General features: G+C 68.4%; 8 protein-coding genes. 4 read left to right on the top strand and 4 right to left on the bottom strand.

Annotation, left to right across the window (positions count from 1 at the left end; all coding sequences use genetic code 11):
• The first annotated feature begins 40 nt into the window (after nucleotides 1–40).
• Both corA and ppk2 read left to right on the top strand, forming a co-directional pair.
• Nucleotides 41–1,015 (top strand): magnesium/cobalt transporter CorA, encoded by a 975-nt coding sequence (gene corA / locus ACF8ME_RS26475; RefSeq protein WP_012206223.1) that lies wholly within the window; start codon nucleotides 41–43, stop codon nucleotides 1,013–1,015.
• A 114-nt stretch (nucleotides 1,016–1,129) separates the two neighbouring features.
• The gene (gene ppk2, locus ACF8ME_RS26480) at nucleotides 1,130–2,050 is read left to right on the top strand and encodes a polyphosphate kinase 2 (protein WP_392418949.1); all 921 of its coding nucleotides are present in this window, start codon (nucleotides 1,130–1,132) and stop codon (nucleotides 2,048–2,050) included.
• A 60-nt stretch (nucleotides 2,051–2,110) separates the two neighbouring features.
• Here the strand turns inward: ppk2 and ACF8ME_RS26485 are convergent, their stop codons facing one another.
• A complete protein-coding gene (locus ACF8ME_RS26485; RefSeq protein ID WP_392418951.1) occupies nucleotides 2,111–8,188 on the bottom strand; it encodes a DUF4011 domain-containing protein in 6,078 nt (2,025 codons plus the stop codon).
• A gap of 429 nt (nucleotides 8,189–8,617) precedes the next feature.
• Here ACF8ME_RS26485 and ACF8ME_RS26490 point away from each other — a divergent pair, with 429 nt between their 5' ends.
• Nucleotides 8,618–8,956, top strand: coding sequence for a DUF6616 family protein (locus tag ACF8ME_RS26490; RefSeq protein ID WP_141831413.1), 339 nt, complete (start codon nucleotides 8,618–8,620; stop codon nucleotides 8,954–8,956).
• Between the two features lie 55 nt (nucleotides 8,957–9,011).
• Here the strand turns inward: ACF8ME_RS26490 and ACF8ME_RS26495 are convergent, their stop codons facing one another.
• The 3 genes from ACF8ME_RS26495 to ACF8ME_RS26505 are packed head-to-tail and all read right to left on the bottom strand — an operon-like array spanning nucleotide 9,012 to nucleotide 11,639.
• Nucleotides 9,012–9,686 (bottom strand): RraA family protein, encoded by a 675-nt coding sequence (locus ACF8ME_RS26495; protein ID WP_392418952.1) that lies wholly within the window; start codon nucleotides 9,684–9,686, stop codon nucleotides 9,012–9,014.
• 40 nt (nucleotides 9,687–9,726) lie between these two features.
• The gene (locus tag ACF8ME_RS26500; protein ID WP_373800755.1) at nucleotides 9,727–10,713 is read right to left on the bottom strand and encodes a Bug family tripartite tricarboxylate transporter substrate binding protein; all 987 of its coding nucleotides are present in this window, start codon (nucleotides 10,711–10,713) and stop codon (nucleotides 9,727–9,729) included.
• 47 nt (nucleotides 10,714–10,760) lie between these two features.
• Nucleotides 10,761–11,639 carry an NAD(P)-binding domain-containing protein gene (locus tag ACF8ME_RS26505; protein ID WP_392418954.1) on the bottom strand — a complete coding sequence of 293 codons (879 nt, stop codon included), beginning with the start codon at nucleotides 11,637–11,639 and terminating at the stop codon, nucleotides 10,761–10,763.
• A gap of 188 nt (nucleotides 11,640–11,827) precedes the next feature.
• Between ACF8ME_RS26505 and ACF8ME_RS26510 the strand changes: the two genes are divergently transcribed.
• Nucleotides 11,828–12,484 (top strand): GntR family transcriptional regulator, encoded by a 657-nt coding sequence (locus ACF8ME_RS26510; RefSeq protein ID WP_088164349.1) that lies wholly within the window; start codon nucleotides 11,828–11,830, stop codon nucleotides 12,482–12,484.
• Nucleotides 12,485–12,490: the final 6 nt, after the last annotated feature.

Genomic DNA, 12,490 nt, shown 5'->3' on the forward strand with positions numbered 1-12,490 from the left:
TGGCAGGATCACCAGCACCAGAATTACCGAGGGACCTCCCATGCTGATCAACTGCGTTGCCTACGAAAACGGGGCCAAGCTGGCGGACATTCCCGTCGCCGACATCAGCAACTACATAGAGCGGCCCGGCTGCTTCGTCTGGGTGGCGCTGGCGGACGCCACGCCGGCCGAGCTGGAGGAGATGCGCCAGGAGTTCGGCCTGCACGCCCTGGCCGTGGAGGATGCGCTGCACGGCCACCAGCGGCCCAAGCTGGAGGAGTACGGCAGCTCGCTGTTTGCCGTGATGCACCTGCTGGAGCCCGAGCCCGAGCGGCCCGGCCACTTCAACCACGGCGAGGTCGATGTCTTCGTGGGCTCCAACTACGTGCTGTCGGTGCGCAACCGCAGCAAGCGCGGTTTCCTGGGCGTGCGCGAGCGCTGCGAGAGCGAGCCCGAGCTGCTGCGCCATGGCTCGGGCTTTGTGCTGTATGCGCTGATGGATGCGGTGGTGGACCGCTACTTTCCCATCATCGACGCGCTGGAGGTGGAGCTGGAGCAGATCGAGCAGCAGATCTTCACCAAGGGCGCGGCGCGCGACAACATCAAGCAGCTGTATGAACTCAAGGGCCGCGCCATGGACCTCAAGCACGCCGTGGCCCCCCTGCTGGAAGCCGTGGGCAAGCTCAACGGCGGGCGCGTCCCCCAGATCTGCGTGGGCTCCAGGGACTACTTCCGCGATGTGATGGATCACCTGGGCCGCATCAACGCCCAGATCGACACCATGCGCGACACCGTGGGCACGGCCATCCAGGTGAACCTGTCCATGGTGTCCATCGAGGAAAACGAAGTCACCAAGCGGCTGGCAGCCTGGGCCAGTATCTTCGCCATCTGCACGGCCTTTTTCGGCGTCTGGGGCATGAACTTCGAGAACATGCCCGAACTGAAGTGGCAATACGGCTATCCGGCCGCACTGCTGTTCGTGCTGGGTGTTTGCGGCCTGCTTTACTACAAGTTCCGCAAGGCGGGGTGGCTGTAGGCGGCGGGAAGGCGAGCGGTGCCAGGGTATTCACCCAGCCACACCGTCACAGCCGCGTCACACATCCACGCCACCATCCCAGGCGCCAACTCCTGGACGCCCGGATTCCCCACCATGTACGACGAACTTCTGCCCGACCACCATGATTCGCTGATGCAGCGCATCGAACGCGATCTGCTCGACAGCTACGACGAAGGACTGGAGATGGAGATAGACGACGCCCGCCTGGGCAGCGGTGGCGACGATCTGGACGGTGCCGACACCGTGAGCCGCCAGACCTACTTCCGCGAGCTGCTGCGCCTGCAGGGCGAGCTGGTCAAGCTGCAGGACTGGGTGCAGCACCACAGGAAAAAGGTGGTCATCCTCTTCGAGGGCCGCGATGCGGCCGGCAAGGGCGGCGTGATCAAGCGCATCACCCAGCGCCTGAACCCTCGCGTGTGCCGCGTGGCCGCCCTGCCCGCGCCCAACGACCGCGAGCGCACGCAGTGGTACTTCCAGCGCTATGTCTCCCACCTGCCTGCGGGTGGCGAGATCGTTCTCTTCGACCGCAGCTGGTACAACCGCGCGGGCGTGGAGCGCGTGATGGGCTTTTGCTCCGACGAGGAGTACGAGGAGTTCTTCCGCTCCGTGCCCGAGTTCGAGAAGATGCTGGTGCGCTCGGGCATCACGCTGGTGAAGTACTGGTTCTCCATCACCGACGAGGAGCAGCACCTGCGCTTTCTGGGCCGCGTGCACGACCCGCTCAAGCAGTGGAAGCTCAGCCCCATGGACTTCGAGAGCCGCCGCCGCTGGGAGGACTACACCAAGGCCAAGGAAGCCATGCTGGAGCGCACCCACATCGCCGAGGCGCCCTGGTGGCTGGTGCAGGCCGTGGACAAGAAGAAGGCCCGGCTCAACTGCATCTCCCACCTGCTGACGCAGTTGCCCTACGAGGAGATAGAGCACCCGGCCATCGTGCTGCCCGAGCGCACGCGCAATCCCGAATACACACGCAACCCCGTTCCCCAGCACATGTACGTGCCGGATCTGTACTGAGCGGCGGCCGGCAGCGGGCTGCCGGCGTTCTCACGCCCCGTCTTCTCAAGACCCGTTTCCTCAAGCCTTCTGCGCCTCGCCATCCTCCACGGATGCCTCGGGCCACTCAGAGGACGCGGAGGCCTCGGAGGACTCGGACGCCTCAGGCGTCTCTGGCGCTGGCTCTGCCCCGGCGACTGCAGCCGCCTGCGGCACCTCGGCAACCTCAACAACCTCGGCCGCACGCTTGCGCCGGTCCTGCTCCAGCAGCGCGGTCAGCGCCGCGTGGATGCGCTCCAGCGTGCCGCCCGGGTTGACCCACCAGTCCGTGGACCAGATGCGCAGTATCTGCCAGCCCAGGCCGCGCAGCACCTGCTCGCGCAGCTTGTCGCGGTCGCGCGCCGTGGCCGAGCGGTGGTAGGTGGCGCCGTCGCACTCCACGCCCGCCAGGTAGCTGCCCGCATGGTCCGGGTGCACCACGCCCAGGTCCACACGGAATGAGGACGCGCCGATCTGCGTGTGCACGCGCCAGCCCTTGCGCTCCAGCGCCTGGGCCACGCTGGCCTCGAAGGGGCTGTCGAAATCGCCCTGGCTGCCATGGTGCGACTCGGCCAGCGCGCGCGGGCCGCGCTCGGCAAATTCCAGGAAGTGCTTGAGGTCGCGCACGCCCGCCGCCTGGGTGCGCGACAGGTCCATCTGCTCGCCGCGCAGGCTGGAGAAGATGCGCAGCTCCTGCCGCGCGCGCGTCACCGCCACGTTCAGCCGCCGCTCGCCGCCGTCGCGGTTGAGCGGGCCGAAGTTCATGGACACGGCGCCCGAGATATCGGGCCCGTAGGTGATGGAAAAGTACATGATGTCCCGCTCGTCGCCCTGCACGCTTTCCAGGTTCTTGACGAAGACGGGCTCCAGCAGCGCATCGGAGAAAAACGGCTCCAGCCCCGGGTCCTTGCGGCGCTCCTCGTCCAGCAAATCCTCGATCAGGCTTTGCTGCTCGGAGTTGAAGGTGACCACGCCGATGGTGGCTCCCGACTGCGCAAACCCCGGCGACTTCAGCCGCGCCACCAGGTCGGCCACGAGGGCCTTGGCCTCGGGCTGGTTGATGCGGGCGCCACCTTTTTCATAGCGGCCCTGCACGGCGTGGAAGCTGACGGCGCGGTCATCGGTGACGGGCGAGGGAAAGGTCACCAGCCCGCCGCCGTAGTAGCGGTGGTTGCTGAAGGCGATCAGGCTTTCATGGCGCGAGCGGTAGTGCCACGACAGGTTGCGCGTGGGCAGGCTGGCGCCCAGGCATTCGTCCAGGATGCTTTCCATGTCGCTTTCCACGCCCTGCGTGTCGTCGTCGAAGGTGTCGGAGGTGTCGGCGCGGCCGAAGAAGCTGGTGGGCGGCAGTTGCTTGGGGTCGCCCACCATCACCACCTGCCTGGCACGCGCCATGGCGCCGATGGCGTCCCAGACGGGAATCTGCGAGGCCTCGTCGAAGATGACGATGTCGAAGTTGCTGGTCTCGGCGCTCAGGTACTGGGCAATGGACAGCGGGCTCATCAGCAGGCAGGGCGTCAGGCGCAGCACGGCCGAGGGGATCTGCTCCAGCAGCTGGCGCAGCGGCAGGTGCTGGCGCTTCTTGGTGATCTCGCGCCGCAGGATGCCCCACTCGCTGTTGCGCTGGATGCTGTCGGCCGACGGCAGGCCCGCGCACAGCCGCGCACGTATCCACTGGCGCGTGACCGAGGTGAATTCATCGTCCAGCGCGCGGAAGTCGGCAATGCGCCGCTCATGCTCGGCAGAGACGAAGCGCTTGAGCACCTCGTCCTCGTCCACGGCCAGCGCCAGCCACCAGCGCGCGTAGTTGACCTCGAAGGCCTGGGGCGCCTGGGCCGGTTCCAGGCTGCCGGACTCGATGGCGTCGGCCAGCGCACCCAGCCCGCCCGCGCGGGCCGCGGCCTGGGCATTGCGCCAGGCGCACCAGGCATGCAGGCCGCCCTGCCCGGCCAGCACGCCGCCCGCCGTGGCCGCCAGCTGCTCGGCCGTGCGCTGGGCCAGGGCACGCTGCTGCGACTCGCCATGGGCTGCCGCCGCGCCGAAGGGGTCTATGGCTGCGTGCAGGCCGGCCAGGCTGTCCAGCAACTGCTGGCAGGCCATGCCGACCGCGGCGCCCTCGCCCAGCTCGGCGCTGCGCAAGGCCAGCACCTGGTGCAGGGCCTGGCGTGCCTGGGCCAGCTCGGCCTCCTGCCAGCCCAGCCCGGTCAGCCCTGCCTGCAGCGATCCCTGCAGGCGCAGCGCATGCTCCACGGCTTGCGGGCGCGTGTCCAGGCCGTCCCAGACGCCGGGGCAGCGCAAGCGCAGCTCGTCCAGCGCCAGCAGTTGTTCCTCGATGGCGCTGCGGGCCGCCAGCTGCGCATGGGCCTGCTGCAGCGCCGCGCCACAGCGGCCCTGGGCCACGGCGGCGTGCGATGCCATCAGGCCGCCGCGCCGCGTCAGTTGCAGGCGCTCGCGCTCGAAGGCCAGCGCGTCCTGCAAGGCCTGGGTATCGGTTTCCAGGCCGCGCCACAGGCCGTGGCTGGCATCGGCCAGCGGCAGGTAGCCATCGAGCTGGCGGTCGATCTGGTACAGGGCCTGCAGGCGCTGCACTTCGGCCGCCCAGCGCTCGCCGCCATGGCCTTCGGCCACGGCCTCCAGTCCATCGAGCGAGAAGGATTTCTGCGCGCGCGCGGCCAGCAGGGCCGCATTGGCCTTCAAGGCGCTGCGCGCATGGTCGGTGCGCGTGCGGTATCCGGCCCACAGGCCGTCGGCTGCGGCCCCGGGCTGGATCTGGTCCAGTTCCTCGCGCAGGCCCCGGATGCACACCAGGGCGGCCAGGTCATCGGCCACGCGCGGCTCGCCCGCGCCTTCGATGGTGGCCTCCAGCGCCGCGCGCACCTTGCGCCGGCCCAGCCAGGACAGCGGCCACAAGGACTTGCCGGCCCTGGCCCATTCGCGCTGCAGCTGCGAGACATTGAGCTGGCCCACGCCCGCGCCGTACTTGACGGACAGGCCCTGGCGCAGCGCCGCGATCTCGTCGATGCACTGCAGGCCGCGCTCCAGCTCGTCGCCCAGGGCCACAGGCCAGGGCGTGCCCAGCCCGGCCTGCAGGCGCCGGCGCTGCGCCAGCAGGTCCAGCGCCTGGGCCAGGCGCGCCTGCAGCTCGGCCGGCCAGGGCGCCAGCATCTGTGCGGACAGATCACCGTGCTGCGCCAGCAGCTGCAGGCCCGATTGCAGGGATTCGCCAATGCGCGTGCCGTCAGGCAGCACGCAGAAAGCCAGGTTGCGGCCTGCGGCCGCAGGCAGCGCGCGCGCGATCACGCCCAGCGCCGAGCGCGCCTGGCGCCCCAGCGCCGGCCACTCGATGCGCAGCAGCCGGCCCAGCTGCTGCGCCGCCTCGGCAAAGCCCTGGCCTGCATCGTGCAGGGCCTGGGCGGCATCCACCATCTGCTGCTGCCAGCGCACGGACCAGTCGCTGGCCTGCACCGTGGCCAGCGGCCCGTCCTTCAGATGCTGCGCGCCCACGGCCTGGGCATTGGCCTGCAGGCGGCCCGCAGTCTCGCGCAAAAGGGCCAGGCCCGCTTCGTCATGGGCCTGGGGCGTGGGCCAGTGAAATCCCAGGCGCGGCAGCGCCTGGCCACCGGCCACGGCGCCAATGGCGCGGTAGATGGTCCAGCCGTTGGCGTGGCGCCGGTGCAGGCGCTCCACATAGGCCGACAGCTGCTCGCGCAGGCGGCCGAGCTGGCTGGCCTTGGCGGCCCAGGCCTCGGCATCCACCTGGCCATGCGAGTCCCAGGATTTCTGCAGCTGGCCCAGCACGTCGAGCTTGCGGCTCTTGTTGGAGTGCAGCTCCAGGCAGAACTCGCCCAGGCCCACTTCGCGCAGGCGGCGGTAGACCACGTCCAGCGCGGCGATTTTCTCGGCCACGAAGAGCACGCGCTTGTCCTCGGCCAGGCATTGCGCGATCAGGTTGGCAATGGTCTGGCTCTTGCCCGTGCCCGGCGGGCCGATGAGCACGAAGTCCTTGCCGCGCGCAGCGGCCATCACGGCCGACAGCTGCGATGAATCGGCCGGCAGCGGGCTGAAGACCTGCTGCGGCGCGAACTCCTGGTCCAGCCGCCGCGTGTCGGGAAAGGCGATCTCCGAGCGATAGGGCTCGCGCGGCGTGTCGATCAGGTGGGCGACCACGGGCGAGCTGCGCAGCTGGTCGGCGCGCTCGGCCAGGTCCTTCCACATCAGGTATTTGGCGAAGGAGAACATGGACAGCACCACGTCCTCGCTGACCTCCCAGCCGCGCACGTCCTTGATCGCCTCGCGCACGCGGGCCCAGATGCCGGTGATGTCCAGTCCGGCCTCGTCGCGCGGCAGGTCGCCTGCGGGCACGCCCAGCTCCAGCTGGAAGTCCTGGCGCAGCATCTCGACCAGCGTGGGGTTGAAGCGCGGCTCGTCCTCATGCGCCTGCAGCGTGAAGCCCGAGCGCGCGCTCTTGCGCTCCAGCGTGACGGGCAGCAGGATCAGCGGCGCGCGCACGCGCACATCGGGCTTGTCGGGCCGGCTCCAGACCAGAAAGCCCAGGGCCACGAACAAGGTGTTGGCGCCGCCTTCCTGCAGCGCGTTGCGCGCGCCGCGAAACAGCTCCACAAAGCGGCTGTCCAGCTCCAGCGGCTCCAGGTCGATGAAGACCTCGCGCCGCTGCAGCGCCTCTTCGGCGTGCGCGCCGCGCAGGTCTTCCAGGCTGCGCGCCTCGTGCAATGGCTGGCTGCGCGGGTCCTTGCCCTGCATGAGCTCGGGGCTGGGCAGCAGCTTGAGCACCTGGCCCCGGGCCAGCGTGTCCTCCAGCGCGGGCGCGGCCACCTGCAGCAGCAGCGATTTCTTGCCGGGCTTGAAGTTGAGCAGCGCATTGCGCAGCGACAGGTCCAGCAGCCGGCGCTGCCAGCGCGCCAGCCTGTCCTTGGGATCGAGCTGGGAGGTGGGCACTTCGCGTGTCTGCGCCTGCGCCAGGAGTTCGGGCGGCGGCTCCACGGTGAGCCGGGGCTCGGCCTGTCCTTCGCCGGCCTCGGGCGCGGCGTCCTGCGGCTGGGCCAGCGCCAGCGGGCGGATGCGCTGCATGCGCGCGCGCCGAACGTCCACCAGCAGCTCGAACTGGTCCTCATGCTCTTCGGCCAGCTGGCGCGCGCCCTGGGCAATGGCCTGGCTGAAGGCCACGGCCTGGCCTTGCGCGGCCAGCGTGGTCTCGAAGACCACCAGCTCCTGCAGCTTGAGCCGCTTGCGCACGGCCGTGATGTCATCGACCACGGCGGTCGAGAATTCCTGCCTGCCCAGCCACAGGCCCACGAAGGCATGGCCGCGCGTGAAGACCAGCAGCGGGTTCAGGTGCGCCTGCTCCAGGCAGGAGGCGAACAGCAGCGTCAGGTCCAGGCAGGTGGCCAGGCCCGCATCCAGCACCTGGGACGCGCCGCGTATCTTCTGGCCCGCATGCTCGAAGCTGGCCGGCGGCAGCGCGTAGTTGAGTTTCTTCTGGAGCACGGAAGTCCAGATGGCCGAGGCCAGTTCCCAGGCCCGCTGCGGCCCCTGTTCATAGCCGTTGATGGCGCCGGACTTGCCCGCCGCCTCCAGCGCCTGCGCCGCGCCCTTGAGGATGCGGTCCACGGCCGGATCGTTGGGTTGCACGAAGGCCACCACCATCTCGGGCAAATGCCCCAGGCCGCCCCACTGGTTGCGGGCCAGCAGTTCCAGCGGGTGTTCGTGCCGGGCCAGCACCGTCTGTGCCGGCTGGCCGCTGCGCAGCTCCAGCCGCAGCACGGCAGGCTCGGCCTCGGTCAGGCGCGAGAGCAAGGCGCCGTCCAGCGCCACATCCAGGTCGGTCAGCGCATAGGTGCTGTGCGCGGCCACCGACTCCAGGCGCCAGGTGCGCGGCTTGATGAAGGCAGGCTCCGAGGCCAGGTGCAGGCTCAGCGCCTGCAGCGGCAGTTCGCCCTCGTTGACGATGGCCAGCTCCAGCAGCGCGGGCACGGCGTTCTGGAAGTCGGCGAGATTGAGCTTGGCGACGGTGCCGATGCGCAGCTGCGGGGCCGTCTGCGGCGCCTGGGCGGCGGCGGGGGCGGCATCTGCGGGGGAATCTCGGCGGGGGTCTTCTGTCATGCGCGGTAGTCCTTGGCTGGCCAGCAGGCGGCGGGAACTGTCGAAATCCCGTCATATTCCTGGCCCGACGATTGTCCGCTGCGAATGAGGCGCCGTGTCCGAGATGGGCGGTTTTCAGGGGTCACTGTTTGCAAAAAATAAGAGCGAAGAGGCCTGCTGAGAACATCAATCCGAAGGCCCGGCAATCACTTCATGCACGAGCGCATCCCATCAGCACCTCGCAGATCATGGCGTTGACGGCGCCGTGCACGGCGGTCACGGCACGGGCAAAGCGCGCTGACCCCATCGCAAACAAGCCTGCCGCATCTGGATATGCGCAAATGCCTGGTGGACGGTCCCGGCTGCACGTGGTTGTGGAACTTTATGATTAGCCACCATACAATATGGCACCAACAACCACGGCGCACAGCGCCCATGCAAGGAAACACCATGTCCCACTATCTGGTCGAGCTCTATTCCCCCAACCCCGCCTGGCTGGCCCTGCCCGCCGCGCAGCGCCAGCAGTTTCTGGAGGGGGTTGCCAGCGCCATGGGCGGGCTGGCTGCCATGGGCGTGCAGGTGCTGGCCCTGGCCGAGACCGAGCGCGGCCTGGACCAGGCCAGCCCGCACCGCTTCCTGGGCATCTGGCGCTTTCCCGATACCGCCGCGCGCGATGCCCTGCTGGCGGGCATCAAGGCCAGCGGCTGGTACGGCTACTTCGACCATGTGAACGCGGCCAGCGGCACGGGCGGCCTGGAAAGCCATCTGAAGGCGCTGGCCGAGGCCTGAGGCGGACGGGTGATGGGTGCTGGATGAGTGCTGTATGGGTGATGCAGCGCCGGCCCTACGGCTGAATCGGACACCCCAGACGCTTGAGCGTCTCGTCTATCCATGGCGCGCTGTAGGTACCGGCAGCGATGTCGGCCACCATCCTGGCCTCAACGACCTGCTTCCCGAGTGCTGCATCCAGCAGGGCCTGCGCCTGCGCATGCGGTACGCACAGCAAGCCATCGTCGTCGCCAATCATGAGGTCACCGGGCTCGATCACCATGCCATCGATGGCGACAGGCACATTGATCTCGCCCGGGCCGTCCTTGTAGGGTCCGCGGTGCGTGACGCCCGCTGCGAATACCGGGAAGCTGCCAGCACGAATCCATGCCGCGTCCCGGATCGCGCCATTGATCACGATCCCGCCCAGCTGGCGACGCATGGCGTCTCCCACCATGATTTCTCCGATGAGTGCGTTGGTGAGGTCGCCGCCCGCATCCACCACGATCACGTCACCTGGGCTGGCCAGTTGAAGTGCCTTGTGGAGCATGAGGTTGTCGCCCGGGCGTGTCTTGATGGTCAACGCAGGGCCGGCCATGCGCCCGCCGCCGTGCATGGGGCGCAACCGCGCGCCGCCGGCCGTCATGCGGGCCATGCAGTCGCTGACGTTGGCAACAGGCACGTCGAGATAGCGCCTGGCAATATCAAGGCTGACAGCGCGCTGCCGCTTCAGAATTTGAAGACCGATCATGGTGTGGTACTCAGAGTGGATGGGATGAAAGCCGTGCCGCTCAATCGAGCGTGGTGCCAGAGCTCTTGACGATGGGTGCCAGCCGTGCACGGTCGCTGGCGTAGAGCCTGGCCATGTCCTGCGGTGTGCCGGTGATGAGTTCGGCGCCCGAGTCGGCGATCTTCCTGGCCGTGTCGGGTGCGTTCACCACCTTGTTGATGGCTTCGTTGAGCTGCCTGACGATGGCGTCGGAGGTGCCGGCCGGGGCCATCACGCCCCACACGCTGGCCAGCTCCACGCCCTTGATGCCGGATTCGGTGTAGGTCGGCACGTCGGGCAGCAGCTTGGAGCGGCTCGCGGTGGTCACTCCGATGGCGCGCACCTTGCCCGACTGGATGTGCGACAGCAGCGTGGGGACGGAGCCCATGTACATGTCGATGCGCCCGCCCAGCAGGTCGGGCATGGCCTGCGCCATGCCGCGAAACGGCACGTGGGTGAACTTCACATTCGAGCTTTTCTGCCAGGCCTCGCTGATGAGGTGCGAAATGGTGCCGGTGCCCGGCGTGGCAAAGCTCAGGCGCCCGGGGTCCTTCTTCGCCGCCTGGACGATGTCGTCCAGGGACTTGTACGGCGAATCGGCATTCACCACGAGCACGGCCGGGCCGGCTGCGACCAGGGCCACGGCGCGCAGGTCCTTGTCGGGGTTGTAGGTGAGCTTGGAGTACAGCAGCGGGTTGAGCACCACGTTGTCGGTCTGCGCCATCACCAGGGTCAGGCCGTCGGCGGGGGCCTTGGCCACCTGGTCCAGAGCCAGGTTGCCACCGGCACCGGGCTTGTTCTCCACCACGATGGCCCACCCATGGGCCTCGGTGAGCTTGGTGCCGACCAGCCGCGTGAGGTTGTCGGTGCCGCCGCCGGCCGGAAAGGGCACGATGAACCTGATGGGCCGCTGCGGATAGGTGCCCTGGGCATGGGCCGGGGCCATGGCGGCAGCGGTCAGTGCCAGCAGGCCGGCGAGGGCCAGGCGGCGTCGGGTCGGGGTCGTCATTGCGGATGTCTCCTTTGTTGGTGTCGGTTGGCGCAGGGGTACGTTGATCAGGCTTGGCTGGCGAGCACGTGGCTGCCCAGCCAATCGATGGCCTCGTCGGTGGAGGTGCCGGTGAACGGCTGGGCCGCATGCGCGCGGGCCGTGGCGGCGAACAGCGCCTCGACGGCGGGCAAGGCGATGGGTGCCAGGCCGTTGCGGGCCATCTGCTGCCGGGCCTCGGCCACCTCGTTGCGGCGGCGTGCGGAGTGCGGGATGTGCGTGCGCACCATGGACTCCATCAGCGTGCGCAGCGGTGTCTCGTCGATGTCCTGCAGCACGGCATGCAGCTGCTCGCGCAGGCCCATCTGCTGGGCCGTCACCAGGCACTCCACGGCCAGCGCCTCGGTCCCCTTGGTGTAGATGCTGCGCAGGAGCTTGAGCGCGGCGGCATCGCCAGGCTGTCCGCCCACCACGCGAACGGAGCCGCCAAGGGGCAAGAACAATTCCTGTACAAAACCGGCCTTGCCACCGGCCACGAGCAGCGGCGTCTTGCTGCCGCCCAGGTTGACCGCGCCGGTGATGGCCACGTCCACGAAGTGCACCGCCCTGCCCTGGGCGACGCGCCGGGCCAGCTCGCCGCATTCGCGCATCTCCTGCGGGTCTGCCGTGGTCATGTCCACATAGATCACGCCATCGCGCAGATGGGGCAGGCAGGCCTCGAACAGGCTGCGCGCCACGGTGCCGAACACGGCGCTCACCACCAAGTCGGCCTCGGCCAGCCAGGCACCGGGCGCGGTATGCACCTGCGCACCAGCGGCCTGCACGGCGTCGGCCACCGCAGCGTTGGGCTGCAGGTCGCACAGGCCCACCAGGCTGTGCCCCTGCTCCACAAAGGCCTGCATGTAGCAGGCGCCGACCATTCCACCACCCAGTATTGCGAACTTCATAAAAGTACAAATTTAAAACATTGAGCGCAGTCTATGGAGTGCACCTGCGATCCACTCATAGAGATTTCCCGTAGAACTGCGGATATTTGTACTTCTTTTGTATTTTTTCGGATGAAGCGCAGCGCAGCTAGCCCCTCCGTCGTCACCTAGAATCGGCGCACCATCCCCACCCACCTGGTGCAAACACAGTGCAAAACGTGAAAGACAAGGCGTACGAGGTTCTGCGGCAGCGGCTCATCGGCGGCCACTACCGACCCGGCGAACAGCTCAAGGAGGAGCCTATTGCCCGCGACCTGGGACTGAGCCGCACGCCGGTGCGCAATGCGCTGCACCGCCTGGTGGAAGATGGCCTGGCCACCGATGGCGCGGGCCAGGGTATCCGCGTGTCGGAGTGGAGCGACTGGGATGTGGAGGAGACCTTCCAGCTGCGCATGCTGCTGGAGCCGTACGCCTCGTTCCTCGCGGCCACGCGCGGCGGCGAGGGGCTGGCCAATGAGCTGGAGGCCAGCAACCAGCGCATGGAGGCCGGCATTGCCGCTGGCCACGACGGCATTGGCGAGGTGCAGTCAGCCAACCGGGATTTTCACCACGCGCTGATCGAGGCATCGGGCTCGCCGCGCCTCAAGACCATGCTGGCGACGATGATCGACATGCCGATCATCAAGCGGTCGTTCTACATCTACACGCCCGAAGAGCTGGTGCAAAGCCTGCACCACCACTGCGACCTGGTGATCGCCGTACGCGCCAGGGATGGCGAGCTGGCACGCCAGGTGATGCAGCTGCACCTGCGCATGTCCTACCACCGGTTCATGAAGCATCGGGGGGAATACCGCGCGGATGCATGAACAGTG

It is taken from the genome of Delftia sp. WSY_7 (genome assembly GCF_043104845.1).
GTDB lineage: Bacteria > Pseudomonadota > Gammaproteobacteria > Burkholderiales > Burkholderiaceae_C > Comamonas > Comamonas tsuruhatensis.